Origin of the sequence: Pseudomonas fluorescens, from assembly GCF_001307155.1 — a bacterium.
Classification (GTDB): Bacteria; Pseudomonadota; Gammaproteobacteria; order Pseudomonadales; family Pseudomonadaceae; genus Aquipseudomonas; species Aquipseudomonas helvetica.
In genome coordinates, this window is sequence record NZ_CP012830.1 from 5,042,364 (window position 1) to 5,067,170 (window position 24,807).

The 24,807-nt window shown below is 59.2% G+C and carries 26 protein-coding genes and 1 pseudogene; 17 read left to right on the forward strand and 10 right to left on the reverse strand.

Translation table 11 applies throughout. From position 1 onward, the window contains the following. Positions 1 to 2: 2 nt before the first annotated feature. The 3 genes from AO353_RS22955 (at position 3) to AO353_RS22965 (ending at position 2,755) form a co-directional block, all read left to right on the forward strand. Positions 3 to 614, forward strand: a complete 612-nt coding sequence (locus AO353_RS22955; protein WP_054597031.1) for a tRNA-(ms[2]io[6]A)-hydroxylase — start codon at positions 3 to 5, stop codon at positions 612 to 614. Between the two features lie 155 nt (positions 615 to 769). Beyond that, on the forward strand, positions 770 to 1,477 hold the full coding sequence (locus tag AO353_RS22960) for a winged helix-turn-helix domain-containing protein (protein WP_054597032.1): 708 nt from the start codon (positions 770 to 772) through the stop codon (positions 1,475 to 1,477). Beyond that, positions 1,478 to 2,755 (forward strand): ATP-binding protein, encoded by a 1,278-nt coding sequence (locus AO353_RS22965; protein WP_054597033.1) that lies wholly within the window; start codon positions 1,478 to 1,480, stop codon positions 2,753 to 2,755. A gap of 84 nt (positions 2,756 to 2,839) precedes the next feature. On the opposite strand, the gene AO353_RS22970 is transcribed toward AO353_RS22965, so the two are convergent. The 4 genes from AO353_RS22970 to AO353_RS31140 all read right to left on the reverse strand — a co-directional run bounded on the left by AO353_RS22970 (position 2,840) and on the right by AO353_RS31140 (position 5,366). Further along, entirely contained in the window at positions 2,840 to 3,643 is an 804-nt protein-coding gene (locus AO353_RS22970; RefSeq protein WP_054597034.1) for a MipA/OmpV family protein, read from the reverse strand. A gap of 91 nt (positions 3,644 to 3,734) precedes the next feature. Further along, complete coding sequence (locus AO353_RS22975) at positions 3,735 to 4,223, reverse strand: GFA family protein (protein ID WP_054597035.1); 489 nt, start codon at positions 4,221 to 4,223, stop codon at positions 3,735 to 3,737. 153 nt (positions 4,224 to 4,376) lie between these two features. Beyond that, positions 4,377 to 4,871: a Spy/CpxP family protein refolding chaperone gene (locus AO353_RS22980; protein WP_054597036.1), complete on the reverse strand. Its 495-nt coding sequence runs from the start codon at positions 4,869 to 4,871 to the stop codon at positions 4,377 to 4,379. Positions 4,872 to 4,967: 96 nt separating this feature from the next. After that, positions 4,968 to 5,366, reverse strand: a complete 399-nt coding sequence (locus AO353_RS31140; RefSeq protein ID WP_146016088.1) for a hypothetical protein — start codon at positions 5,364 to 5,366, stop codon at positions 4,968 to 4,970. 253 nt (positions 5,367 to 5,619) lie between these two features. Here AO353_RS31140 and AO353_RS22990 point away from each other — a divergent pair, with 253 nt between their 5' ends. Beyond that, entirely contained in the window at positions 5,620 to 5,973 is a 354-nt protein-coding gene (locus AO353_RS22990) for a BON domain-containing protein (protein ID WP_054597038.1), read from the forward strand. A gap of 130 nt (positions 5,974 to 6,103) precedes the next feature. Here the strand turns inward: AO353_RS22990 and AO353_RS22995 are convergent, their stop codons facing one another. Then, positions 6,104 to 6,976 carry an undecaprenyl-diphosphate phosphatase gene (locus tag AO353_RS22995; protein WP_054597039.1) on the reverse strand — a complete coding sequence of 291 codons (873 nt, stop codon included), beginning with the start codon at positions 6,974 to 6,976 and terminating at the stop codon, positions 6,104 to 6,106. A 344-nt stretch (positions 6,977 to 7,320) separates the two neighbouring features. Here AO353_RS22995 and AO353_RS23000 point away from each other — a divergent pair, with 344 nt between their 5' ends. The 7 genes from AO353_RS23000 (at position 7,321) to AO353_RS23030 (ending at position 13,094) form a co-directional block, all read left to right on the forward strand. Beyond that, on the forward strand, positions 7,321 to 8,088 hold the full coding sequence (locus AO353_RS23000) for a hypothetical protein (RefSeq protein WP_054597040.1): 768 nt from the start codon (positions 7,321 to 7,323) through the stop codon (positions 8,086 to 8,088). Between the two features lie 29 nt (positions 8,089 to 8,117). After that, positions 8,118 to 8,555, forward strand: coding sequence for a hypothetical protein (locus AO353_RS23005; protein ID WP_054597041.1), 438 nt, complete (start codon positions 8,118 to 8,120; stop codon positions 8,553 to 8,555). Between the two features lie 120 nt (positions 8,556 to 8,675). Then, on the forward strand, positions 8,676 to 9,341 hold the full coding sequence (locus AO353_RS23010; protein WP_054597042.1) for a response regulator transcription factor: 666 nt from the start codon (positions 8,676 to 8,678) through the stop codon (positions 9,339 to 9,341). Further along, complete coding sequence (locus tag AO353_RS23015) at positions 9,317 to 10,702, forward strand: ATP-binding protein (RefSeq protein ID WP_054597043.1); 1,386 nt, start codon at positions 9,317 to 9,319, stop codon at positions 10,700 to 10,702. Before AO353_RS23010 ends, AO353_RS23015 begins: the two co-directional genes overlap by 25 nt. An 83-nt stretch (positions 10,703 to 10,785) precedes the next feature. Then, entirely contained in the window at positions 10,786 to 11,157 is a 372-nt protein-coding gene (locus AO353_RS23020) for a hypothetical protein (RefSeq protein ID WP_054597044.1), read from the forward strand. Between the two features lie 3 nt (positions 11,158 to 11,160). Beyond that, positions 11,161 to 11,334, forward strand: a complete 174-nt coding sequence (locus AO353_RS23025) for a DUF1289 domain-containing protein (RefSeq protein ID WP_019690716.1) — start codon at positions 11,161 to 11,163, stop codon at positions 11,332 to 11,334. 314 nt (positions 11,335 to 11,648) lie between these two features. After that, complete coding sequence (locus AO353_RS23030) at positions 11,649 to 13,094, forward strand: SulP family inorganic anion transporter (RefSeq protein ID WP_054597045.1); 1,446 nt, start codon at positions 11,649 to 11,651, stop codon at positions 13,092 to 13,094. A 41-nt stretch (positions 13,095 to 13,135) separates the two neighbouring features. Here the strand turns inward: AO353_RS23030 and AO353_RS23035 are convergent, their stop codons facing one another. Next, positions 13,136 to 14,554, reverse strand: a complete 1,419-nt coding sequence (locus AO353_RS23035) for a M15 family metallopeptidase (protein WP_054597046.1) — start codon at positions 14,552 to 14,554, stop codon at positions 13,136 to 13,138. 205 nt (positions 14,555 to 14,759) lie between these two features. On the opposite strand from AO353_RS23035, the gene AO353_RS23040 reads away from it, so the two are divergent. The 3 genes from AO353_RS23040 to AO353_RS23050 all read left to right on the forward strand — a co-directional run bounded on the left by AO353_RS23040 (position 14,760) and on the right by AO353_RS23050 (position 17,269). Continuing rightward, a complete protein-coding gene (locus tag AO353_RS23040; RefSeq protein ID WP_054597047.1) occupies positions 14,760 to 15,887 on the forward strand; it encodes a saccharopine dehydrogenase family protein in 1,128 nt (375 codons plus the stop codon). A gap of 2 nt (positions 15,888 to 15,889) precedes the next feature. Beyond that, positions 15,890 to 16,381, forward strand: coding sequence for a DUF2269 family protein (locus AO353_RS23045; protein WP_054597048.1), 492 nt, complete (start codon positions 15,890 to 15,892; stop codon positions 16,379 to 16,381). A gap of 171 nt (positions 16,382 to 16,552) precedes the next feature. Next, on the forward strand, positions 16,553 to 17,269 hold the full coding sequence (locus tag AO353_RS23050) for a class I SAM-dependent methyltransferase (protein ID WP_054597049.1): 717 nt from the start codon (positions 16,553 to 16,555) through the stop codon (positions 17,267 to 17,269). A gap of 537 nt (positions 17,270 to 17,806) precedes the next feature. Here AO353_RS23050 and scpB read toward each other — a convergent pair. The 3 genes from scpB to AO353_RS23065 are packed head-to-tail and all read right to left on the reverse strand — an operon-like array spanning position 17,807 to position 21,217. Next, the gene (gene scpB / locus AO353_RS23055) at positions 17,807 to 18,607 is read right to left on the reverse strand and encodes a methylmalonyl-CoA decarboxylase (protein WP_054597050.1); all 801 of its coding nucleotides are present in this window, start codon (positions 18,605 to 18,607) and stop codon (positions 17,807 to 17,809) included. Next, entirely contained in the window at positions 18,604 to 19,860 is a 1,257-nt protein-coding gene (locus AO353_RS23060) for a CaiB/BaiF CoA transferase family protein (RefSeq protein ID WP_054597051.1), read from the reverse strand. The genes scpB and AO353_RS23060 overlap by 4 nt, the downstream gene beginning before the upstream one ends. Before the next feature lie 34 nt (positions 19,861 to 19,894). Further along, complete coding sequence (locus tag AO353_RS23065) at positions 19,895 to 21,217, reverse strand: MFS transporter (RefSeq protein WP_054597052.1); 1,323 nt, start codon at positions 21,215 to 21,217, stop codon at positions 19,895 to 19,897. Positions 21,218 to 21,380: 163 nt separating this feature from the next. Between AO353_RS23065 and AO353_RS23070 the strand changes: the two genes are divergently transcribed. From AO353_RS23070 to AO353_RS30100, 3 genes and pseudogenes are all read left to right on the forward strand, one after another. After that, positions 21,381 to 22,313 (forward strand): LysR substrate-binding domain-containing protein, encoded by a 933-nt coding sequence (locus tag AO353_RS23070; RefSeq protein ID WP_237142918.1) that lies wholly within the window; start codon positions 21,381 to 21,383, stop codon positions 22,311 to 22,313. Positions 22,314 to 22,520: 207 nt separating this feature from the next. Continuing rightward, positions 22,521 to 23,147 carry a LysE family translocator gene (locus AO353_RS23075; protein WP_054598306.1) on the forward strand — a complete coding sequence of 209 codons (627 nt, stop codon included), beginning with the start codon at positions 22,521 to 22,523 and terminating at the stop codon, positions 23,145 to 23,147. 95 nt (positions 23,148 to 23,242) lie between these two features. Continuing rightward, a pseudogene (locus tag AO353_RS30100) lies at positions 23,243 to 23,410 on the forward strand (IS66 family transposase); the annotation flags it as partial. A 40-nt stretch (positions 23,411 to 23,450) separates the two neighbouring features. Here the strand turns inward: AO353_RS30100 and AO353_RS23080 are convergent. Continuing rightward, on the reverse strand, positions 23,451 to 24,785 hold the full coding sequence (locus AO353_RS23080) for a PLP-dependent aminotransferase family protein (protein ID WP_054597054.1): 1,335 nt from the start codon (positions 24,783 to 24,785) through the stop codon (positions 23,451 to 23,453). Positions 24,786 to 24,807 lie beyond the last annotated feature (22 nt).

Below are 24,807 nucleotides of genomic sequence, written 5' to 3' on the forward strand. Positions count from 1 at the left end.
CAATGATCCTTCCTGAAATTCACGAATTCCTTGGCTGCCGCACGCCCGATGGCTGGGTTCAAGCCGCATTGGCCGATCAGGAAACCCTGCTGATCGACCACAAGAACTGCGAGTTCAAGGCTGCCAGTACCGCGCTCAGCCTGATTGCCAAGTACCATTCGCATGTCGACCTGATCAATTTGATGTCACGCCTGGCCCGGGAAGAGCTGGTGCATCACGAGCAAGTCATGCGCCTGATGAAAAAACGCAAGATCGAACTGCGCCAATTGTCCGCCGGTCGTTACGCCTCGGGTTTGCGCAAAGTGGTGCGCAGCCACGAGCCGGTCAAACTGGTCGACACGCTGGTGGTCGGGGCGTTTATCGAGGCGCGCAGCTGCGAGCGTTTCGAAGCGTTGGTGCCCCATCTGGATGAAGAACTGGGAAAGTTCTACTTCGGCCTGCTGAAGAGCGAAGCGCGGCATTTTCAGGGTTACCTGAAACTGGCCTACCAGTACGGCGACGCCAAGGACATTGCACAGGTGATCGACAAGGTGCGTGCCGCCGAGCAGGAACTGATCGAGTCCCCGGATATCGAGTTCCGCTTCCACAGTGGTGTGCCTGCGGCAAGTCTGTGAAAGAAATCAGGCAAATTGTTAAAAACTCTTAAGAACATGAAAGTTCTCTGAAAACCGGCCCGCGAGGCCGGTTTTTGCTGTCTGGCATGCCCGGTGATGAGGGGATTGGCGCCTATAATGCGCGCTCTCAATCATCGGCTTACAGATTGGCACTTATGGACAATCAGGCGTTAGGCAAGGTACTGCTCGTTGAGGATGACGAAAAGCTCGCGGGGTTGATCGCGCACTTCCTCTCCCAACATGGTTTCGAGGCGCGCACCGTGCACCGTGGCGATCTGGCGCTGGCGGCGTTTCTCGAGTTCAAGCCAAAAATCGTTGTGCTCGACCTGATGCTGCCCGGCCAGAGCGGCCTGCATGTGTGCCGCGAGATCCGCAGCGTGTCCGAGACGCCAATTGTCATCCTCACGGCCAAGGAAGACGACCTGGACCACATCCTGGGCCTGGAGTCCGGCGCCGACGACTACGTCATCAAACCGATCAAACCACCGGTATTGCTGGCCCGGCTGCGCGCCTTGCAACGTCGCCAGATACCGGAAAGCACGGTGCGCGGCTCACTGGAGTTCGGCCGTTTGCTGATTGATCGCAGCTGCCGCGAAGTGCGGCTGGCGGGTGAGGGTATCGAGCTGACCACCATGGAGTTCGAACTGCTGTGGCTGCTGGCCAGCGCCGCCGGCAAGATTCTTTCCCGCGATGACATCCTCAATCGCATGCGCGGCATCGCCTTTGACGGGCTCAACCGCAGTGTTGACGTGTACATCAGCAAGCTGCGCGGCAAGCTCAAGGACAATCCCAGAGAGCCGGTGTGCATCAAGACCGTTTGGGGCAAGGGTTATCTGTTCAATCCATTTGCCTGGGAGCTCTAGATGCTAAGGCTGTTTCTGCGGCTGTACGTCATTCTTGCTGTTGGCTTCGCAGGGGCGATCTGGACGGTCAATTACATTTTTGACGAGCTGTTGCCCGAGGCCAACGAGACCTATAACCGCGAAGCCATGCGCGGGCCAGCTTACAGCCTGGTCGAATTGCTCCGTCCGGTCACCGGCATTGCGCGTGATGAGCGTCTGGCGGAGCTGAAAACCCACTACGGGTTGCGCCTGAAACTGGTGCAGAGCAGTGAGCTGGATCTCACTGAGCGAGAGCAAAAACTGCTGGCTGACGGTCTGTTGGTCGTGCGCGGGGATTTCAACGAGTTTATCGCCAACATCGATGGCGGTCCGCAGTTGTTGAACATCAAACTCCCGGAGGAGCCCAAGTGGCTGTATGTCTGGGCCTACGCTTTACTGGGCGTGTTTCTGGCTTTTGTCCTGTACTTCTGGGTGCGACCGCATTGGCGCGACCTCGAACTGATCAGAGTGGCCGCGCAACGTTTCGGCGATAACGATCTGACCTCGCGCATTCAATTGTCCAAACGCTCGAACATTCGCGTCCTGGCCGAGCACTTCAACCAGATGGCTGCGCGTATCGAAGGCTTGATTGCCAATCAGCGCGAGCTGACCAATGCGGTGTCCCATGAGTTGCGCACGCCGATTGCGCGCTTGTCGTTCGAACTCGATCAACTCAAGCAACAGGTTGATCCGAGCGAGCGCAAAGCACTGATTGCCGACATGTACGCCGATCTCGGTGAACTGGAAGAGATGGTTTCCGAGTTACTGACCTACGCCAGTCTTGAGCGCGGTGCCACGGTGATCAGTCTCGAAAACATTCAGGCCCACAGTTGGCTCGACAGCGTGGTCGGCAGTGTTGCCCTGGAGGCCGAGGCGGCCGGGGTGCAGCTGTTGATTCGCGCCTGTGAGGTCGACTCTGTGCGGATCGAACCGCGCTTTATGGCGCGGGCGGTGATCAACCTGCTGCGCAATGCCATTCGCTACGCCGAGCGACGGGTGGAGGTATCGCTGACGCTGGGTGAAGACGGATATGAAGTGTTGGTCAACGACGATGGCCCCGGCGTGCCGATGGAAGGGCGCGAGAAGATTTTCGAGCCGTTCTCGCGACTCGACACCAGTCGCGACCGTCGCACCGGCGGTTTCGGCCTGGGCCTGGCGCTGGTTCGGCGGGTGTCGCAATCGCACGGCGGCAAGGTCGACGTCAGCGATTCGCCGTGGGGCGGCGCGTCGTTTCGCATGACCTGGGCGCAGGCTGACTAAGTCAGATATCAGCCTTAACGCATAACCGATCACCCGTAGCAGCAGGCTGCTACGAGGTCTGGGGCGTACTGCGGGGGAGGCAACTTAGAAGCTGTATTTCACCTGGCCGGCCAGCGACGTTTGCATCCGTCGTTCGACGATCGGGCTGTCCGCTGCATCGCCATTGAGGTACTGCATCGCCAGCACCGTCGAGAATTCGGTCTGGTCGTTGATCGGCACCGCCCAGGTCAACGCTGCGCCTCGGCTGACCATCCCGCCGTGGGTGGCGTAGGCCCGGAACTGGCTGCGTGACGCCTGGGCCGTGCTCACGCCGTACCAGGTCCGCACGTAGTCGGCATCACCAAACACGCTGTTGAGGCTGCCATCCAGGCTGCCGTATTCGCCTTCATAGAGGTTGGTGCTGATACTCAGCTCCAGCCGGTTGTAGGCGGAGCCGGTGTCGCGGTCGTCATCGCTCTTTTTCAGCGCGTGCTCCAGGGTGGCGCCGACAACCACTTCGCCCAAGGTGTAGTGAATACTGGCGCCCAGTTGCGGGCGGGATTTGATCGAGCCCATCCCATCCAGGCGATTCGAGCCCTCGAACCTCGACTTGCGGTCCTTGCGCGTTTCACTCAGGCCAATGTAGGTGCTGAATGCCAGGTCCCCCCATTCGTTCTGCCAACCCAGACCGCGTTCGGTGTCGAGGAAGAGGCCATAAGGGCTGACAATCTGGCCGCCGAGCAGCGGCGCAGTCACGCGTTCATCACTGCCGCTGTAGCGTGGCGCGTTAGCCACACCGGCCTGCACGCTGTAATGCCAGTCTTCGGCTTGCACGTAATCGGTCGAGGCCAGCAGGCAGATGGACGTCAGCGAAAGACAAAAGGTTTTGCGGTTTTTCAGAGCAAGCATGAGGCACCCGGCAGGGATTAGGATGCCATCATGCTAGGGGCGTACGGGTAGGCAATCTTTGAGAGCTTTGTCGGGAAACTGTCAAAGACTGTTAACGGCTCAGGCCCAGCCGCTCGTGCCACTCGGCGATGGATTCTTGCGGGTAGACCTCGAACTGCTGATCGCCGGGATGTAGCTCGACTTCGACCCACGAGGCTTTTGAACCGAGCATCAGGTGCGTGTGTTCCGGCGGCACCGGCAGCGGGGTGTCGATGGCCGAAGCAAAGGGGTGAATCAACTCGGGCCATTCAGGGCTGAACAACCACAAACCACTGCCGCAAAGCGAGCAGAAGTGCCGTTCGGCGCTGCTGCTGTGGGCACGCCGGGCGCCGTCATCCTTGAGACGCGCGTGATAGATCGAGATGTGTTTGCGACCGCGGACTTTCAGGCTTTTCGCCTCGCCGCCGAGGTTGATCGCGTAGCCACCCGAGCCTTGGGTCTTGCGGCAGATCGAGCAATAACAACGTTGATACGGGTAGGGGTGGGCACTGTTCAGACTGAACGACACCGCGCCGCAATGGCAGGAACCTTCAAGCTGCATGGGGCAAACCTCCAAAAGGTCGCGCGGACTTCCTGGAACAGCCTAGCAGTTCAGCAATACTTCAGCCCTTGGCATCAGCCTCTGCGGGGCGCTGCGTTCCAGTGCGAACCGAGCCTGCTGCGGCCGGTTCGCCTGGTTGAAGGTCGTGGCATATCACTTGGATTTTTTCGCGGCCTCGAGCCGGTCCTCGCGTTTTTCCTGTTCATTGCGGAACAGCTTGTCGGCATTTTTTTTCTGATCGTCGGAAAACGTGCCATACAGAGCGCTAAACGTCGTTGCAAGCTTTTGCATATTGTCCGCGTGCAACTGGGCTAATTTGGCATAGGAGGCCATTGCGTCATCGGCATTCAACGATGGCAGCTTTTCCGCTCGCTCCAGAAAGGCGGTATCGGCGTTGTGCGCATTGTCGCGGATGGTTTGCGCGTAGGCCTCCCATTGAGTTGACTGCTTGTCGGTGATTTTCAGCTTGGCGTGCAGTTCCTTGATCCTCTTCTCCACAACGTCCATGTGCTTTTTGGTATGACTGGCAGCTGTCTGTGACGTTGCAGCAGGACTGTTCGTTGCCGTCGTCTGTGCCGAGACAGAAGTGCTGAGCAATGCCAGCATCAACGCTGCCGGCATAGCTGCTTTGAGTACGAAGTTATTCATGTCTTTATATCCGGATTGAGTTGTCGAACTGACGACCGTTGTATGGGATATATCAGTGTGAGCGGCGGTCGCTCGGGTTCCATACGACCAGGCAGCTTAATAGCCGGGTGGAGGATATCCATAGGAGTTGTACGAATCGGGATAGTACGGCCTTGGGTAGTACCGGACCCCCGGTGGAGGGGGCGGAGGAGGTTGCCGGTAAATCACGGCGGGCGGCGCCTGTACCGCACCTGCGACGACTGCTCCCAATATTGCACCAACCAGTATCGCCCCCAAATCGCCGCTGCCACCACCGCGATAGTCACCACCGCCGCCGCGATAGTCACGACGGTTGTCATGGCCACCACGATAGTCGCGATGGTAAACCTGCCGGCCGTAGCCGTCCCGCTGATAGTCATGTTGCGCTTGTGCCGGTAGCGCGGCCGCTGCCACGGTAACAGCGACAAGCATTACTGCCAGCCGTCGGTATACAGGTATTTGCAAATGCTGAGTCATGAATCGTGCCTCCTTCAATGAGGGAATCACTGAACCCCACCGTCCACTGGATGAGCAGGAAGATCACAACCGTCTTGATATGGCGGCGATCTGCCTTGTGTCAGGTTGACTTAGCTACCGGCGCGGGTCTGTTCGGTAGCGCACCCTTGCGCTCGATACAGAGTGATTAAAGCAGATGGGCTGGGGGACAGCGCTCGGACCGCAACGACCGCACTATAATTAATCTGTCGATGACACGAGAGAGGGTCCAACTATGAAAACTCACTCCTTCCAGCATTACTCTCATAATCTGGGAATGGCCGTTCACGACGCATGGATTACTACCCGGGTGAAATCGGCCCTGACATTTGCAGAGCCGACTCTCAGCATGCATGTCAATGTCAAAACCCACGCAGGTACGGTAGCGTTGAGCGGTCGCGTCAACACCCATAAAGAATGCGAGCGGGTGGTAGAGCTCGCCCGTTCGGTGAATGGCGTCAACGAAATCGATGCCAAAGACTTGCTGACGCATGTGTTCACTCCCGGGCATCTCCCGGAAGCACCCAACGCTGAAGAGAGCACCGAGTATCGGCCTCAATCGTCGGAAAAAAAGATCGACGACAAGTAATGCTGGCAACCGTGTGAACGCCGCGCTCCCGGTTGCGAAACGGGGGCGCGCGGCGCAGCGCAGACCGTATCGTCGGCTGACAATAAAAAGCCCGGCACTGGGCCGGGCTCTATCAGCGTTTGAATGTTGTTTAGCTCAACAGCCCGGTACTGACCGCGACAATCAGGAAAATACCCAGTACCGCCCGATAAATAACGAAAGGCCAGGTGGAAAACCTTTCGAGGAACTTCATCAGGCCCCAGATGGCGCAAAACGCCGACACGCTGGCGATCACCAACCCGAAAATCAGGTGCGACCACGCTTCGGCCGGGATATGTGCGTGATACAGCACCCACAGCTCTTTCAAGCCGGCCAGCGCAATGGCGGGCAGTCCAAGCAGGAATGAGAAACGCGCAGCTTCTTCGCGTTTGAAGTTAAGGAAGAGTGCGGCGGTGAGTGTTGAACCGGAGCGGGAAACGCCGGGGATCAGCGCGCCGATCTGTGCAATGCCGACAATCAATGCATCCCGCAGGCGCATCTGTCCCACGACGCGTTGATGGCGGCAGCTGAGTTCGGCCGCAGCCAGCAGAACGGCCATCACCAGGCACGAGATACCAATCACCATCAGGCCTCTTAACGGTGAGTTGCAGGTATTGAGCAGCGAGGACAAGGCCAGGCCCGCAATGCCGATCGGGATGGTCGCCAGCACAATCGCAACGGCCAGCTTGAACGACTGATTGTTGTAATCACGCTGGCGCACGGCGCCTATGCTGCCAGCGACGACTTCCCGTACATCACGCCAGAAATAGCTGACGACCGCAGCCAGTGCGGCCAATTGCATCGCGGCGGAAAACGCCGAGCCGGGATCGGGCCAGCCGAGCAGGGCGGGCACGATTCGCATGTGCGCAGTGGATGAAATGGGTAATAGCTCGGTGATGCCTTGAATGATCCCCAGGATGCCAATTTGCAGGAAATCCAGAGAAGCAAAGCCGATATCAAGGCCGCTGGTACAGACGTTTGTCAAAATACGTTCCTTAAAAAGTAAGGCTTTCCCACTAGCCCCGAAAACACGGCACGACGTTCGGAAAGTCTTGGCAGTGGGCAAATGATCCTGGACTGAACCGCTCTGTCAGAGGGTCGTTCATGGTGACTGCGAGCGGAATAATGGCCTTATTTGTAACTGTTTGCTACAGGCTGTTGAGATGATTTTTTTAGTCAAGAGCGCCCGCTAAGCCCCTGTGTACGGGCCTGGCCGGGACTTTATGTTCGCTTCATGACCGACAATCGAAGTTCCTCAGTCCCAGCTAAGTTTGCCTGCGTAGTCTCTCCCTTGCGCGATTTGCAGCGCTGTCAAGGAGAAGCATCCACATGAAGCCGCTTACGAAAGCTGACTGGCTCAATAAAGTCCCCGAGGTGACCCTGTCGTTCTGGGTCATCAAGATCATGTCCACTACAGTGGGTGAAACCGGCGCTGACTTTCTCGCCGTCGATGCCGGGTTGGGGCAGGGTGTGACCAGTATCGGCATGGCCGTGCTGTTGGCGATCGCGCTGTTCGGCCAACTTCGTACACGCGCCTACAGCCCTTGGATTTATTGGTTGACGGTGGTGCTGGTGAGCGTCGTCGGGACGCAGATTACCGATGTACTCACTGACAAAATGGGCATCAGTCTGTATGCCAGCACGGCGGTATTTTCGGTGTTGCTGGCGATCAATTTCATGATCTGGTACGGGCTGGAACGCAGTCTTTCGATCACTGAAATCGTCACGCCACGCCGGGAACTGTTCTATTGGGCGACGGTGCTCTGCACCTTTGCGCTGGGCACCGCCGCCGGCGACCTCGCCACCGAAGCGCTGGGGCTTGGCTTCACACTGGGCGCGGTGATTTTCGGCGCGCTGATCGGCGTGACGTTCGCCGCCTGGCGCCTGGGTGGCAATACAGTCCTGACCTTCTGGATCGCCTACATCCTGACCCGCCCTTTCGGCGCCTCCCTGGGAGATCTGCTGACGCAAGCCAAGACTTATGGCGGCTTCGGCATGGGCGCCATGTGGACCAGCGCGATGTTCCTCAGCGTCATCCTGATTCTGGTGGCCGTCGCACAGATGAGCGTCGGCAATCGCAAACTCGTCACTGAATAACCGGTTCAAAAGCCTATCAAGGAATCATCATGGTCTACGTTCAAACCGCCATTCGTAAAGCCGCCGTCCTTTCAGCCATTGTCGTGTTCGGCCTGGTCGCCGGGTGTTCTAAACCCGCTGACGCGCCTAAAACGAGTGCTACTTCGGGCGCGGCCAGCGTCCAGCAGAGCTCGGCCTCGAAACTCGGCGACCTGTCCGCGTTCCAGGGCATTGCGGCCAACGTTGCCGATCTGGTGAATAAAAACGACCTGCCAGGCGCGAAAACGCGAATCAAGGACCTGGAGTTGTCCTGGGACTCCGCGGAAGCCGGCATCAAGCCACGTGCTGCCAGCGACTGGCATGTCCTGGACAAGTCCATCGACACTGCACTTGAAGCCTTGCGCGCCAGCACCCCGAAACAGAGCGACTGCAAGGCGGCGATGGATGACTTGCTGAAAACCTTCAATTCGCTGCAAGGAAAAAGCTGACCGCTTTCAATACCCATAAATCGCTTCGCGCACGCTTGAACAGGTGATTCAATGCAGGCTCGACATTCGCGCAGGTATACCCGCGTGAGTGTCGAGCCTCACTTATCACCGGAGAGGGACATGCGGATATTACTGGTCGAAGACGACCCGATGATCGGGGAGGCGATCCAGGGCGCACTGAAAGATGCCAGTTATGCCGCCGACTGGGTCAACAATGGCCTCACCGCCCTGACGGCGCTGGACACTCAACATTATGATCTGGTGCTGCTTGACCTCGGCCTGCCCGGCAAGGACGGCCTTGCGGTATTGAGCAGCATTCGGGCGCGCAACAACGGCGTTCCCCTGCTGATCATCACAGCCCGCGACAGCCTCGACGATCGCTTGCGCGGCCTCGATGGCGGCGCCGACGATTACCTGCTCAAACCCTTTGATATGGCCGAGCTGCTGGCCCGCATGCGTGCCGTTCTGCGCCGCAAGGGCGGCAGCGCGCTGCCGGTGTTCAGCAACGGCGTGGTGTCGCTGGACCCGATCTCGAAACACGCCAGCACCGAAGAAAACCCCGAGGTCCAGCTCTCCAGCCGCGAGTTTTCGCTGCTGCAGGCGCTGTTGATCAGGCCGGGGGCAATTCTCTCGCGCAGCGAGCTCGAAGACCGTATCTATGGCTGGGGCAATGAAGTGGAAAGCAATGCGGTGGAGTTTCTGATCCATGCGCTGCGTCGCAAACTGGGCAGCCACGTCATCAAGAATGTCAGGGGTATGGGATGGATGGTTTCAAAAGGCGACTGAGCGAGTCGGTTCAGGTCAGGCTGTCCGTTTCCCTGTCGCTGGCCATTCTCATCGTCGCTATCGTGGCTGGTATTTTCGCCTTCGTCTCGGCATTCGATGAAGCCCTGGAAATGCAGGACAACACCTTGCATCAGGTGGCCGTGCTGTTCGAGCGCCAGCAGATGACGCTGACCTATCCGACGCAAGGCAAGGGCATCGAGGGCGACGATGAAGAGTCCCGGGTCACCGTTCAATACCTGAACGATGGCAACCAGGTGTCGGGCAATGTGGAGACTGGCGCACCGCTGCCACTGCCGACAACGCTGGCCGACGGCCTGTCGACGCTGGTGGTCGGTGGCGAGCCGTTTCGCGTGCTGGTCAAGACCCTGACCAGTGGCGCACGCATCGCCGTTGCACAGGAAACCGGCATGCGCGACAAGGACGCCCGCGAGAGTGCCTGGCGCGGCCTGCTGCCGTTTCTCATCCTGTTTCCCGTGCTCTTGCTGGTGGTTGCCGATCTGGTGCGCAAGCTGTTTCGGCCTATCGCGGCACTGGCGTCTGAAATCGACCAGCGCGGCGAGCAGGAACTGCACCCCATCGACGAAAACCATTTGCCCGCCGAGATCCGTCCCTTCGTGTTGGCCATCAATCGATTGCTCAACCGTGTGGCGCAGTCGATGGAGACCCAGCGGCGCTTCGTCGCCGACGCCGCCCACGAACTCCGATCGCCGTTGACGGCCCTGTCGCTGCAAGCCGAGCGCCTGGCCGTCGCCGACATGTCGACGTTGGCCCGGGAGCGTCTGTTTGCATTGCGGCGAGGGATCGAGCGCGGCAAAAATCTGATTGATCAACTGTTGGCGTTGGCCACCGCACAATCGAACTCGACGCTGCCGGCAACGCCGGTTTCCGTGCATGGCGTCTATCGGCGTGTGTTGGAGGACCTGCTGCCGCTGGCCGAGGCCAAGCATATCGACATCGGTGTCGAGGATGAACAGGATGTGCAGGTGCTGATCAACGAGCTCGACCTGCTGGCCATGGTCAAGAACCTGGTCGATAACGCCATTCGCTATACGCCTGCGGGCGGACGGGTAGATATTTCGGTGTGCATGGAGGAGGGCGGAGCGCTGTTGCAGGTCAAGGACACCGGCCCCGGGATTGCGGCTGAGGAACGGGAACGTGTGTTCGATCCGTTTTATCGCAGCCTCGGGAACCATGAGGTCGGGTCCGGGCTGGGGCTGTCGATCGTCAAGGCGGTAGCCGATCGCAACGGGGCACAGATCCGCCTGGGGTTTGGCGATGAAGTGGCAAGACGCGGGTTGGGTGTTTCGGTATGGTTGCCGTCATTGATTTCCCGCAGCGTTCCCCCTGCCGCCCATTTGTAGGCGCGGCATCATTTGCGAAAAGAACACATCGCTGGCCGGTGCATCCTTCGGCCGGCCACGGATATTCATTCAAGGATCAACCCATGCTTTTAAGCAAACGCGATCAGGCGCGAATCGAGCGTCGCCTGGTGGTTACTCTGACCGAGGCGTGTGAGACGGCCAAGACGGAAATAGCAGGGTTTGCCTGGTTGACTCACGAGGTGGATTACACGGCGTTCCCCGCAAGCCTGAAGGTGACCTGGGTCTTCGACACGCTGGCCAACAAGCGCCAGGCCCTGGCCGTCGGGCAAGCTGAACGAATGGTCGAACTGACGGCCGTGGCGTTGAGTGAAGCGGACATTCTCGTCAGTCCGGTTTCGGCTCACGTGCAATTTGACACCGAAGAAGAATGTCAGCGCGCTCATGCCGGAAACTGGCAGCAACGTTTGGCGCGCCAGCGCTCGACTCGGGATTGAACCATGGCCAAGGATATCGAAAACCCGTGTATTTCCGTTTGTCAGCTGCGCGGCGAGCTGTGTGTGAGTTGTGGGCGCATCAAGGAGGACATCAGGAAATGGAAGCGCATGAAGCGCCCCGAAAAAATGGCCGCTGTGCAACGCGCGAACCTGCGGCTGCAAAGCCTGAAAAAATAACGCGTGAGCCCTAATGCCTGTCAGTTAAGAGACTTAAGGCACGACACATTCCCTGTAGCAGCTGGCGAAGCCTGCGTTCGGCTGCGAAGCGGCCGTAAATCCTGCCTACACGGTTAACCTGAAAAAACGTGGCGTCTGATTTTACGACTGCTTCGCAGCCGAACGCAGGCTTCGCCAGCTGCTACGCGGCATTACGCGTGAGCCACTGGTCGACCGATAACTGGCCGGTCAGCCTTCAATTCCGTAATATCCGCAGCCGTCTTTTCCCGCCACGCCCTGCGGCTTGTTCCGTCGGCCTGTTTTTTAGGTAAGCCATGAAATCCAAACGTCTGCGCGCTGATGCCCTGGCCGGACTCACCACCTCTTTTGCTCTGCTGCCCGAATGCATCGCCTTCGCCCTGGTCGCGCACCTGAATCCGCTGATGGGTTTGTACGGAGCCTTCATCATCTGCACCCTGACCGCATTGTTCGGGGGGCGGCCGGGAATGATTTCCGGGGCCGCCGGATCAATGGCCGTGGTGATCGTCGCGCTGGTGGTGCAGCACGGCGTGCAGTATTTGCTCGCCACGGTGTTGATGGGTGGACTGTTGATGATGGCGTTCGGTCTGCTACGGCTGGGCAAGCTGGTGCGCATGGTGCCGTACCCGGTGATGCTCGGTTTCGTCAATGGCCTGGCGATTGTCATTGCCCTGGCGCAACTGGAGCATTTCAAAAGTGGCGGGACCTGGCTGAGCGGCACAGCGCTGTATCTGATGATCGGGCTGGTGGCGCTGACGATGGCCATCGTCTACGTATTACCGCGCCTGACCCGAGCCGTGCCACCGGCGTTGGTGGCGATCCTCGGCGTCGGTCTGGCGGTCTATCTGCTCGGCCTGCCGACTCGCACCCTTGGCGACATGGCGCACATTGCCGGCGGCCTGCCTGGCCTGGCCCTGCCTCAGGTGCCCTGGAACCTGGAAACCCTGCGCATCGTTGCCCCTTATGCGGTATTGATGGCTCTGGTCGGCCTGCTGGAAACGCTCCTGACGCTCAACCTTACTGACGAGATCACCGAGAGCCGTGGCTACCCGGATCGCGAATGCGTGGCCTTGGGCGCGGCCAATATGGTCTCCGGTCTGTTCGGTGGGATGGGCGGATGCGCCATGATCGGTCAAACCGTGATCAACCTCAGTTCCAGCGGCCGCGGTCGCCTTTCTGGTGTGGTCGCCGGAGTGATGATCTTGCTGTTCATCCTGTTCCTTTCACCGCAGATCGAGCGCATCCCGCTGGCCGCGCTGGTCGGGGTGATGTTCGTCGTGGCGCAGCAGACCTTCGCCTGGGCCTCGCTGCGGGTGCTCAACAAAGTACCGTTGAACGACGTATTGGTGATCATTGCCGTAACGATCATCACGGTGTTCACCGATCTGGCCATCGCTGTGCTCTGCGGGATTGTCATTGCCGCGCTGAACTTCGCCTGGCAGCAGGCCCGCGAGCTATACGCCGACAGTTACCTGGAAGCCGACGGCAGCAAGCTCTACCGCCTGCATGGCACGCTGTTCTTCGCCTCTACTGCACCGTTCCTCAACCAGTTCGACCCCGCCAACGACCCGCCTCAGGTGACCCTCGACTGTCGTCACCTGAGCTTTGTCGACTACTCGGCCGTCGCTGCGCTGAAGACGCTGCGTGAGCGCTACGTCAAGACCGGCAAACAGTTGCGCGTGTATCACTTGTCCGAACGCTGCAAGAAAATGCTCAAGCGCGCTGGCGTGGACCACGACTGAGGTCGGCGCCATGGGCGCAGCTCGAGTTTGAGTTTGCGATATCAACGCTGGGGAAGGTTCCAGCGTTCGCGAAAGTGCTCGTACTCCGCTTCGGGCAGTTGAACCAGTAGGGGCGACTGACGCGGATCCAGCCAGCCGAACAAGCGAGCAATATCTGCCGGGTCCATGGCTGTGCAGCCAAGCGTCGGGGACGTGGGGGCACGCCAGATGTGGAAGAAAATGCACGAGCCTGCGTCGGCGGACGCCGGCGTGTTGTGCTCGATGACAATGCCTTGTCGATACATGTCGTCATCGCGACGCATGTGTTCGGAGCTGTTCCAGTCCTTGGCAATCGTCGACCCGTCGACAAGCTCGTTATAGCGCTTGGAATGGCTGTCATCCACGCATTCGGTGGTCGGTGTCAGCGGTAGGTAAGGCAGCCTGGTGTCGGCCGTGCTGTCGTAGCCAAAGGCGGTTCCCAATTTGAATAGGCCAGCAGGCGCTTTCCCGTCGCCTTCACGTTTGACCGGCCCTTCGCGTTGCTCGACGACACCGAGACCCTTGCCCCAGGCCAGCCCGCTTTTGCCGACAACCACCGGAAACGGCGCGCCGTATTTCTGAAATGTTTTCCCTTGCCGCTCGTAGCGTTGGGCGGTCCCCTGGACATCAGTCCAGTGTTTTGTCGTGACCACAATCAACTGGTTGCTGGTGTCCAGCGCCTGAGCCGTAATAGGGAAATCCATGACGTTCTTCAACGCATCATTCCTGGTGTAGGTGAAGTGCCACCATTCTTTCGAGTACCCGGAAAATCCCTCTTTCTGCATGGCGTTGCTGAGCCGCTGGCGATTCGCTTTGGCGGTCGCGTTGATCGTTGAACTGTCGGTATGCGCTCGCTCATCGAAGCAATCGAACCCTGTTCCCATGTCGACGGCACCATCATGCCAACGCTGTTCATAGGGCGCAGCGCAGTCGACTTGCTTCGCCGAGGGGCTCCATGTCTGGGCGGGCAGAGCCTCCGGCCCGGTCAGCGTCAGATCCACCGTGCCGCCCTTGGAGTGATTCGAAACCCGGGCCACATAGCCCAAATGCCAGAAGTCTTGCTTGTCTACGCGGGGATAAAACTCGGCCTTGCGCGGGTCACCCGGTTGCGTCGCAAAGCGCCCCATGTCGGCAACAGCACGGCTGGGTCGATAGCAGTCGAATACCTTCAAACCGTAGCCTTGCGTGCGCAACGCCGCTTGTACCCGGGCAAGCGCCTTGGCGGCGTCCAGCGACAACAGACACTCCGCAGCGCCGTAGCCGTCGAGCGGGTGTCCGGTGAAGTTGTGGGCGCTGGCATAGCGGATGTCTTGCTCGATACCCGGATCAATCGCCCGCAGATAGACCATATGCTCGGGTCTTGGCTCGGCGCTCGCCAGGCAGGGCGCGATGATGGCTAGCATCGAGAGGCACAGCGGTTTGATTCTGCACAGCAGGCGCATGCGATGCCTCCAAAGATGCCGGATTTCAATCCAGAGCAGGCTAATGGTTGTACCCTTTTTTCTCAATCAGGGTTAGCGGGGTGAGTCGCCTGGTTGGGTAGATGGCATTGCCGCTTGCCTGGCCATCTGATATCAGAGAAGCTCCGCGCCAGTCCATGTTCAGGGCGAATTAGCCACATGATCGAATGGTTTAGGGAAGAGATGAATGACGCTCAGGGTGATGGTAATCGGTGGCTACGGAAACTTTGGCAGCATCGTTTGCCGGCATTTAATTGCGATGCCAGGTGTATCGCTGGTGATTTCGGGGCGCGACTCACAGAAGTTGTTGCGCAAAGTCGATGAGCTGAAAGCCCAATCGGGCACAACCTGTGAAAGCTGGTGCGGCGATGCCATGGACACTGCATTCAAGTCCGTCCTGGACTCGATGGGTATTCAGTTGGTCATTCATACCGGCGGCCCGTTCCAGGGACAGACCTATGCCGTTGCGCAGGGCTGTATCGATGCGGGCGTGAATTATTGCGACCTGTCTGACTGCCGTACTTTCGTCACTGGAATTGGCGCGCTCGACGCACAAGCCAAGCGTGCAGGAGTGGCTATCCTCAGCGGTTGCAGTTCGGTGCCGACCTTATCGTCGGCAATAATCGACCAACACCGACATCGCTTCAAACGTATCGACTCGATCGACCATGGCATTTCATCTTCGGCAAAGATGCCGGGACTGTCGACCGTCGAAGGCGTGCTCGCCTACGCAGGTAAACCGATCAAGCAACTCAGGAATGGACAGGTGCATGAAGTGTTGGGCTGGCAGGACCTGACGCTTCGCAAGATGCCACAACTGGGTACCCGGGTCCTGGCCAATGTCGACGTGCCGGACATCGATATATTCGCCCAGCGTTATGGTGCCAAAACCCTGAGTTTCAAAGCAGGATCAGGCCTGAAACTCGGCGGTTTGGCCAACTATCTTCTGGCTCAGGCGATGAGAGCGGGGCTGGTTCGGGCCCCTGCGCCATGGGCTGCAAGATTGCATCGCTGGGGCCGGAGGTTCGAGCGATTCGGTGATGGTAAAAGTGCAATGTACATCGACGTCCAGGGCATCGATGTTGATGCAAAGCCGCTGTCCATGACGGTGCAACTGACGGCTATGAATGACAAGGGGCCGGAAATCCCCAGCTGCGCAGCGGTTGCCTTGGCCGCAAAAATCGTCCAGGGGTACTTGCCCGAGCCCGGTGCCCGAGCTTGCGTGGGCGAGATCACCGTTGATGAGTACATGGCTGCGATCAACGACCCGGCGAATCTACACTTGTCGGTAAAATTCTCTGACGAGCAGGGCTGACCATGCTCTACCTGTGTCTGAAGTACATCCACGTCATCGCCGCCATTTTCCTGTTCGGATTCGGCATGGGGTCTTACCTCTACTTGATCGCCGCCAGCCGCACGGCCAATCCTCAAGTGATCGCGCATGTGGCGAGAATGGTCGTGCGGTTCGACACCTGGATTACCACACCGGCAGGTTTCATTCAGATCGTGACAGGCTATCTGTTGGTGAGGCTTGCCGGACTTCCCCTGACCACGGAATGGGTTCTGACGTCGCTGATCATCTTCCTGTGTGTGGGCTCGCTGTGGCTTCCGGTGTTGGTGCTTCAGAAGCGGCTGCAGATGATGGCCTTGAGCGCGGTTGAGACGGGGGTGGGGCTTGCTGAGGAGTACAGATCCGTTTACAGGAAATGGTTCTGGATGGGCGTACTGGGGTTTTTGGGAATGTTCGTGATTGTGATGATTATGGTGACGAAGATGACGCCGAGGGACTTGATTGAAGTGATGGGGTAGGAGGGTGAGGCAATGCCGGACGCGGGCTATCACCAAACGACGCAACCAACCCAGGCAGACGAGCAATCACTCAAGCGTTACATTCCTGGTGGGAATGGATAGCATAAAATTAATGAATTTTAATTATCGCTGAGCATGGCGTAGCTTGATTTGAGGACATGGAGAATCGCCTTGAAATCATCGCCTCTGAACGCAGCTGAAAAATTTGATACCTCACGGGCCAATGAGTACGGACGACAGAGCCGTATTGCATTGGCAGGCTATGACGCCTGCCACGATCTTGCAGCGTGCATGCTGGCGGCAATCCTCGGTGACACAAACTCGGCGAGAATACTGGTCGTTGGCGCAGGCGGTACGGCTCAGGAGATTATTGCAATGGCAAGGTTGGAGCCGAGTTGGCGTTTCACTGCCGTCGATCCCTCTCAGCCGATGATCGAGGCCGCGACGCAGCAGCTGGAGGCAAACGACTTACTTGAGAGAACGGACGTGCATCTTGGTCAGGTTGACGACCTGCCACCGGACGCGTCATACGACGCGGCGACGCTGATCGGTGTACTCCATCATCTCGCTGGAGACGACGCCAAACGACAACTTCTACGTTCCATTCGGACTCATCTAAAGCCGGGTGCGCCGTTGATTGTCGCGGGCAATCAATATGCCTATGCCAGTCAACCATTGTTGCTTGCTGCCTGGGGGCAACGGTGGCGACAGCAGGGTGCGAGCCCGGATGAAGTGAAGGTCAAGCTTGGGAAAATCCTTCAAGGCGCAGACCCTCCACACTCCGAGGCGGCAGTTCAAAAACTGCTGCATGACTCGGGATTCGGAGACGCTACTCGTTTTTTCAGCAGCCTTTTCTGGGGTGCTTGGGTGACGTGTAAAACTGTCTGAATGGAGCCGATTGTCGGTTATTGGCCGATAGGCGTATCTCGCCAACGGGAGCATTGGATGGTGATTGCGGACGATATCGGTAACGTCGTGTGGCGAGTGACGCCCGTGCCATCATCGAAGGAAGGGTGATGAGGCGAACGCCCACGTCAGGGAAATAAAACACAAACGATGAATAAAGATGATCTTCGAATCTATCGAAGCCCGAGGACCGACAGGACAAACAGGGCGATCACAACTGCCCCGACGATGTAGACGATGCTGCTCATGAAATCCACCTCTCATACTGAACGGGATTGCGACACCAGGGTATTGCCAATACAAGGTACGGCACTGTTGTTCGAAATTCCGTTCGGCAGCACACATAGCACCGTTGTTCATTCGCTACCTCCATTGGCCTGTATATTGGAAGCAGCGGTATGGCTTGAGTTCGGTTTTTTACCGGTGTTCCCGATGGGTGTCGGCTCTCGTGATTTTCATCGGGAATCAACCGTATGATGCGCGTAGTTCACCAGGCTTGATTGTCTGCCTCGGAGCGTCCTACTGACCGCCAAACACCGCTGGCCTGCGCTCTGCAAACGCCGCCAGCCCCTCATCAAAGTCGCTGCTCTCGCACGCCAGTCGACGCAGTTCTGCGATTTGTTCCATCGCCTGGACGGGCATCGGTTGCAGGTCTTCGAGGATGCGCAATTGCTCCTTGACCGCGGCAATGGCCAACGGTGCTTTGCCGGCAATCGTGCGTGCCAGTTCCAGCGCAGTCGCTTCCAGCACGTCGCTATCGACCAGCCGGTTCACTACACCGAAGTGTTCAGCGCGTTCTGCATCGAGCTTGTGCGCGCAGAAAAACATTTCCTTCAATACGTGAATCGGCAGGTTGTTGAAGAAGCGCAGCAGCCCGCTGGTGGTGTAGGGCAAACCGATGTTTGCCGGCGTCATCGAAAAGCTCGCACTGCGATCCGCGACCACCAGGTCGCAACTCATCGCCAGGTCGACCGCGCCACCCCATACCGAGCCGGAGATCATGGCGATTACCACACCGGGGTAGGCGCGGATGCGGCGCAAGACTTTTTCGAGTGGCTTGCCGTAGGCAACCGGGTCGTGGTCGTGTTGCAGTTCGCGGATGTCATGGCCGGCGCTCCAGACGGGCTGGCCGATTTCGCTGCCGAGTATCACCACCGGTATACGTTGTGACGCCAGTGCGGCGAGGCTTTCGTCGAGGGCGTTCAGCAGTTGTGCGCTGAGGGCGTTGCGGTGGGTGGGGTTGCTGAAGACCAGCCGACCGATTCGTTCATCGACCATGTTGACGGTCACGGTGGCGGAAGAGGTTTGCGTCGGGATCATTGTGCGGTTCCTGTTGATTGTGCGGATGCCATTGCTGGCGAATCACTGGTGTCCTGATACACGGCTTTCGCGGCCAGCAGCGCGTTGATCGACGCCGTGTTGAAACCTGCTTCGCGCAGGACTTCGAGGGTGTGTTCACCGAGCAGCGGCGGTGGTCGCTGACTGACACCGGGCGCAGGTTCTGCGGCGTCGGTCGCGCTGAACACCGGGGTCACGACCTGGCGCAGCGCGCCGAGTGTCGGGTGCATGAGTGTCCGGGTCAGCTGGCTATGCAGCACCTGCGGATCGTCGAACACTTCGTCGAGTGTATTGATCGGGCCTGCGGGTAAACCAGCCTCGATGAACAGCTCGGTCCACACGCGTTTGCTGCGGGTTTTCAAGCGGCTTTCCAGAATAGCTTTCAACTCGTCACGTCGCTCGACCCGGGCTTCATTGGTGGCGAAGCGCGGGTCGTCCGGCAGCGCGGGTAAATCAAGCAGCGTGCATAAACGTCCCCACATGGCCGAGGTGATCGGCGCCAGATTGAGCGGGCCGTCCTGCGTCTGGAACACCCCGTAAGGCGCAATGACCGAGTGGGCGTTGCCCGTGCGGCGGGGGACATCGCCGAGGCTTAGGTAGCGTTGCCCGTGCACGCTCAGCAACCCGACCAGGCTGGCCAGCAACGAGGTGCTGACGTGCTGGCCGCAACCGCTGCGTTCGCGCTCCAGCAGGGCGGCCATTACCGCAGTCACCAGCCACATGCCCGAGGTCAGGTCGCCGATGGCCGTGCCGGTGCGGGTCGGGTCGCCATCGACAAACCCCGTCAGGCTCATCAGCCCCGAGTAACCCTGGGCGATCTGGTCGAAACCTGGCCAGCTGCTCATCGGTCCGTCACTGCCAAAGGCGTTGATGCTGCCCATGATCAGCCGCGGATTGCGTGCACTGAGCACCTCATAGCTCAGGCCCATGCTATCGAGGGTGCCGGGTTTGAAGTTCTCGATCACCACGTCGGCCTCATCGATCAGCCGCTGGATCGCGGCCAGCCCCTGGGGATTGCGGAAGTCGATGCAGATGCCGCGCTTATTGCGATTACACGACAGATAGTAGGTGCTCACGCCACGGTCGAACGGCCCCCAGGTCCGGCTCATGTCGCCGGTTGGGCCGGGCTCGATCTTGATCACATCGGCGCCAAGGTCCGCCAGCACCATGGTGCAGAACGGCCCCGACAGTGCGCGACTCAAGTCGACGATCTTCACGCCTTGCAAAGCTTGCATACGGTTCTCCACTGAATGTTTGAGCGCTGCGGTTTTATTGCGGCAATGGTTGATCGCGGGTTTCGACGGCAAACGGCAGGATCAGCATGCCGGCCACGAAGGCCGCAGCGGTCCAGGCGATGGGGGCGCCGAGCGAGCCGTGCCAGTGGATCGCGGCGGCCAGCAGGAAGTTGACCCCGGCGCCGATGAAGCGGCCGACCGAGGCGTTGAAGGCGAACGCCGTGGCGCGGATCCGGGTCGGATACTGCTCGGGCAGCCAGAGCGAGAAAATCGCGAAGTTGCCGCCGAAGAAGCCGAGAAACACCAGCGACACCATGAACAGGTGCAGGCCGTCGTCCATGTAGAAGACCCAGCCAAAGGCGACCACGATCGACGTCGCCATACCCGCGAAGTAGATGCCCAGCGCAAGCCGTCGCCCAAGCCGCTCGGCCAGCCACGGCGCGACAAGGCAGCCGAGGATAGTGCTGAGCGACAGCACCGCCGCGCCAATGGAAGCCAGGTGCACAGCGCCGACATGGTCGATGCCTGCGCGAGTCGCGAGGGTCACCACGGCCGTTGCTTCATAAACCGAGCCGGCCCACAAACCGACGATCGCAACTCCGACCAGGGCCGAGCTGGTCAGCGTGCGTCGGCGAAAGGCCGGGGCAAAGATTTCCCACCACGAACTGCGTGCAGAAGTGATAGGGGAATGTGCGACAGGGTGCGCCACCTTGTGCGTCTGGGCAGGCTCCTTGACCTTCAACGCGGTGTAGATCGCCACCGCCGCCGGTGCTAGGCCGCACAGAAACATCACGCGCCAGCCGTAGGTTGCACCGACGGTGTAGTTCAGCAACGCGGCAATGAAAAATCCGAAGTAGTAGCCGGTTTGCAGATAGCCCGCGCCCATCTTGCGCCGGTCCTCCGGCCAGCTCTCGGCCACATAGGTGCCGGCCAGTGCCCATTCGCCACCGACGCCGATCCCGGCGATCAGTCGAAACGCCGCCAATTGCCAGATGTTTTCCGAGAACGCCGCGGCCCCGGTAAACAGCGAGTACACCAGGATACTGGCCGCCAGCATCTTCACCCGGCCAAAACGGTCGGCAAGCGGCCCCCAGATAAACGACATTCCCCAGCCGATTAGAAACAGCCCGAACAGCAGAGATCCGTACATGGCGATATTGGCGGGGGTTGGGGTGATGCCCGAGTTGGGCAGCAACTCGGTCAGGGCGGGAATCAACACCAGGGCGAAGATCACCGAATCCACGCCATCCAGCACCCATCCCAGGTAGACCGTCCAGAAGCCGCGAATCTGCTCGCGGGTCAGGGGCGTTTTGATCGGCTTCACACTCGTTGCTGATGCGGTTAATGCTCTGGACATTAAGATCTCCCATTGACCTTGATCAGGCCTATTGAGGCGCTACGAGGCGGGGGACGCCGTCAGCGCTTCGTTTATTGTGAAATCAGTCTAGGCAGCGCATCTCATAAGCTACAAATATGAAATTCCTTTGGTCCCATCGGATTTTTATATAGAGTCAGATTCTTTGGACGCCCCCCCCATGGACCTGCGCCAGTTGCGGTATTTCATCAAGGTGGTTGAGTGCGGCAACATCACCCGCGCTAGCGAGGCACTGCATATCGCGCAGCCCGCGATCAGCCAGCAGATGCGCAATCTGGAACGGGACATGGACACGCAATTGCTCGAGCGCAGCGTGCAGGGCGTGGTGCCCACCGCGGCCGGGCAGACGCTGTACCGGCATGCCATCGAGCTGCTGCGCCAGGCCGACGGCACCCGTGAACTGCTGCGTCAGGACGCCGAACTCCCGCAGGGCAAGGTCTCGGTCGGCATGCCGTCGAGTACGGCGCGGATGTTGGCGATTCCGCTCGCACGCACGATCCGCAGTCGCTACCCGGGCATCAAGCTGGAATTGATCGACGCCCCGAGTGCCGAGTTGGGCGGCCTGATCACGGTCGGGCGGGTGGCGCTCGCGGTGAATGTCGACGTGGTCGAAACCCGCGGGATGATCTCGCAGCGACTGCTCACCGAAACGCTGTACCTGATTGCGTGGCCGGAGTTTCCGTTACCCGAGGGACCGGTGACGATCGACGCCCTGGCGAAGATGCCGCTGGTGCTGCCCTGTGCCCCGAACACCATTCGCAGTCGAGTCGAGTCGGCATTGCAAGAGGCTGGTCTGCACTGTGAGGTCGAGTTCGAAGCCAACTCCACGGACTTGCTGTTCTCAGCGGTCCTGGCAAAGCTGGGCGTGACGATCCTGCCTTGGGCAGCTGCCCATGCTGAACTGGATCAACATAAACTCAAGCTCGCCAGGATCGATCATCGGCTGTTCACCCGTGAGCTGTCTTTGTGCTGGCCAGACACCGCCGTGCAGAGCAACGCGGTGCAAAAGGTCAAGGCGACCATTTTCGAACTGTTCGAGGCGTTTGGACGCCACCCGGGGTGGGCGGACGGACAATGATGAGTCCGGTTGCGTGGGATTCGGGCAATAACCTGAAGTCGTGATCGACTTAGAGCATGTGTCCTTTGCGGGAAAACAAACGTATTTCGGTAACCGTTCGGCAAGCACATATTGTCAAATGCAGTGGCTTTGACTTTGCCGCCGGGTACGGGCAGAGTTTAGCGCTACATGAGGATGGATGCCTCGGTGAGGCTTAAGGAGAATGCCGTGTTTCCGATCAATATTTGGCTTGCCTATACTGCCGCGTGCTTGCTATTGGTTCTCGCACCAGGCCCGGACAATCTGCTGGCCGTAGGCCGAGGACTCAGTCAGGGCAGGGTAGCCGCTATCGTATCGGGTATGGCATCTGGGGCGGGAATTCTGTTTCATGTGGCAACCGCTTCGCTGGGACTGACTTTGCTTATGCAGACGTCCGCAGTTGCCTTCTGGGTCGTCAAGCTTATCGGCGCCGGTTATTTACTATGGCTTGGCATAAAAGTCCTACGCTCTCGTAGCCTGATTAGCTTCCAGCCAGCGACTCGGCAATCACTGCCGAGCATTTTCCTCACGGGATTACTCTCGGCTGCACTCAATCCGAAGCCTGGTTTTTTCGTCCTTGCGTTTATCCCGCAGTTCGTAGACCCACAACGCGGCTCAGTGAGCGTGCAGATGCTGGTGTACGGCATATGGTTCGCGGCACTTACGGCAGTGGGATTCGCACTTATGGGCGTATTTGCCACTGCACTGTCCCGATTTTTGCGTCAGAGGCCACGGCTGGTAAATGGCCTGAACGTAGGGGCAGGACTCACCTTCGTTGCTTCGGGAGTATCGATAGCGGCGCTCAGCCAAAAATAGGATCCGTGTATTGGCGTCGCGGGGCCAAGATTCCAGCCTCGCTGAGCCTCGGTGATTATGAAAGCTGACGACTTTAAGACCTGGAACCGAATTTACGGCATCGAATACGGCAAGAAAAAGCCATGCCGGTGATGGGGATGCTGCACACCTGGATGATCTTCCAGCGGAATTTAGTGCCCGAAGGTTCAGCTATCAGTAGAGCGCTGGATTACAGCCTGAAACGCTGTGCAGCGCTGTCGCGCTACCTTGAAGACGGCGCCGTATAAGGCCTGCTTGCTCATCGTTTAGTGATTGTCGGCCACCTCAATAAGAGTGAGCATCAACCACGCGCTTCACCGTGTCGAGGGCAATTTGCAGGGCATCCAGTTCCAGCGAGCCGAGCGCAAGCCTGATCGCGTGAGGAATAGGTGTAGAAGTCGCAAAGGGCTCCGAAGTCGACACCGAAACCTGCTCGCGCATCAGTGCCATCGCCACCTGGTCGGCGCGAACCTCTTCACCCAACGGCAGCCAGAGAAAATAGGAGGAGGGATGGCCGATGTACTTCAAGTCGGTCAACGTGGCCCTGGCCATGGCCTGTCGCTTTGCGGCGTCCTGACGCTTTTCGCGCTCCAGGCGATTGACCGTGCCGTCGTCGAGCCAGTGACAGGCGATTGAAGTCATCACCCCGGGCGTGTTCCAAATGGTCGCGCGTATGGCTCTCTCGATAGCGGGTATCCAGGTGGAGGGTGCCGCGACAAATCCGACGCGCAGCCCGGTGGCGACATTTTTCGAGAGGCCTGTCACGTACACGGTTCTTTCCGGTGCAAGCGCTGCCAAGGGGGGCGGTGCGTCCTCTGCGAGGAACGCATAGGCGGCGTCCTCGATGATCAGCAAGTCATGCTCGCGGGCGATGCTCACCAAGCGTTGCCGCCAGCTTTGGCTGGCGACCCACCCCAGTGGATTGTGCAAGGTTGGCATGGTGTAGACGGCACGGACCTTTCGGCTCTGGCACAGTCGAACCAGGGCATCCAGATCAGGTTCACCGCCTGCAGCAGGGAGGGGGGTCAGTTCCAGGCGCTGGGTATCCGCGAGGACTTTGAAACCGGGATAGGTCAAGGCATCCGTCGCGACGACATCGCCTGGGCGCAGCAGCCCCATGACAGTCACTGCCAGCCCGTGTTGAGCCCCGTTGACGATCAGTACGTGCTCGTCGCTGACGCTCAAGCCTCGGCACTGGAGATGCCGGGCAACTGACGCACGCTCATGCTGTCGCCCGCCATGGGGCTGATAACGGAGCAATGCCTCCAGATCGCCCGAAGACGCCAGTTGGCGCAAGGCGCCACGCAGCAGTTCTGCCTGGCCTGGTAGAGAAGGGTAGTTGAAGTTAAGGTCCAGAACACCGGTGGCGACCGCTTGCTGATCGATGCCTAATCCTGATGGCAACGAGGTCTCCCGGACAAACGTACCTCTCCCGGTTTCGCCGTTGACCAGGCCCATTGTTTCAAGCTCTGCGTAGACACGGGTCGCCGTGGCCAAGGCGAGGCCTTCGTTGGCCGCAAGCTCCCGGTGCGTGGGCAGGCGCGTTCCAGGTGACAGGCGTCCTGCGCGAATGTCGGCCGCGAACGCATCTACCAACGATTTATACCGGGAGCGAGCCATGGAGATGTATCCATTACAATAA

Bases quoted from the DNA above. Each gene is read 5' to 3' on its own strand.
- AO353_RS23065 (WP_054597052.1), bottom strand. From the start codon at position 21,217: ATGTCCAGAGCATTAACCGCATCAGCAACGAGTGTGAAGCCGATCAAA.
- scpB (WP_054597050.1), bottom strand. From the start codon at position 18,607: ATGATCCCGACGCAAACCTCTTCCGCCACCGTGACCGTCAACATGGTC.
- AO353_RS23045 (WP_054597048.1), top strand. From the start codon at position 15,890: ATGCTCTACCTGTGTCTGAAGTACATCCACGTCATCGCCGCCATTTTC.
- AO353_RS23000 (WP_054597040.1), top strand. From the start codon at position 7,321: ATGAAGCCGCTTACGAAAGCTGACTGGCTCAATAAAGTCCCCGAGGTG.
- AO353_RS22975 (WP_054597035.1), bottom strand. From the start codon at position 4,223: ATGCAGCTTGAAGGTTCCTGCCATTGCGGCGCGGTGTCGTTCAGTCTG.
- AO353_RS22970 (WP_054597034.1), bottom strand. From the start codon at position 3,643: ATGCTTGCTCTGAAAAACCGCAAAACCTTTTGTCTTTCGCTGACGTCC.
- AO353_RS22980 (WP_054597036.1), bottom strand. From the start codon at position 4,871: ATGAATAACTTCGTACTCAAAGCAGCTATGCCGGCAGCGTTGATGCTG.
- AO353_RS23040 (WP_054597047.1), top strand. From the start codon at position 14,760: ATGACGCTCAGGGTGATGGTAATCGGTGGCTACGGAAACTTTGGCAGC.
- AO353_RS22960 (WP_054597032.1), top strand. From the start codon at position 770: ATGGACAATCAGGCGTTAGGCAAGGTACTGCTCGTTGAGGATGACGAA.
- AO353_RS23020 (WP_054597044.1), top strand. From the start codon at position 10,786: ATGCTTTTAAGCAAACGCGATCAGGCGCGAATCGAGCGTCGCCTGGTG.
- AO353_RS23080 (WP_054597054.1), bottom strand. From the start codon at position 24,785: ATGGCTCGCTCCCGGTATAAATCGTTGGTAGATGCGTTCGCGGCCGAC.
- AO353_RS23030 (WP_054597045.1), top strand. From the start codon at position 11,649: ATGAAATCCAAACGTCTGCGCGCTGATGCCCTGGCCGGACTCACCACC.
- AO353_RS23005 (WP_054597041.1), top strand. From the start codon at position 8,118: ATGGTCTACGTTCAAACCGCCATTCGTAAAGCCGCCGTCCTTTCAGCC.
- AO353_RS31140 (WP_146016088.1), bottom strand. From the start codon at position 5,366: ATGACTCAGCATTTGCAAATACCTGTATACCGACGGCTGGCAGTAATG.
- AO353_RS23010 (WP_054597042.1), top strand. From the start codon at position 8,676: ATGCGGATATTACTGGTCGAAGACGACCCGATGATCGGGGAGGCGATC.
- AO353_RS22955 (WP_054597031.1), top strand. From the start codon at position 3: ATGATCCTTCCTGAAATTCACGAATTCCTTGGCTGCCGCACGCCCGAT.
- AO353_RS23025 (WP_019690716.1), top strand. From the start codon at position 11,161: ATGGCCAAGGATATCGAAAACCCGTGTATTTCCGTTTGTCAGCTGCGC.
- AO353_RS23060 (WP_054597051.1), bottom strand. From the start codon at position 19,860: ATGCAAGCTTTGCAAGGCGTGAAGATCGTCGACTTGAGTCGCGCACTG.
- AO353_RS23015 (WP_054597043.1), top strand. From the start codon at position 9,317: ATGGATGGTTTCAAAAGGCGACTGAGCGAGTCGGTTCAGGTCAGGCTG.
- AO353_RS22990 (WP_054597038.1), top strand. From the start codon at position 5,620: ATGAAAACTCACTCCTTCCAGCATTACTCTCATAATCTGGGAATGGCC.
- AO353_RS22965 (WP_054597033.1), top strand. From the start codon at position 1,478: ATGCTAAGGCTGTTTCTGCGGCTGTACGTCATTCTTGCTGTTGGCTTC.
- AO353_RS23035 (WP_054597046.1), bottom strand. From the start codon at position 14,554: ATGCGCCTGCTGTGCAGAATCAAACCGCTGTGCCTCTCGATGCTAGCC.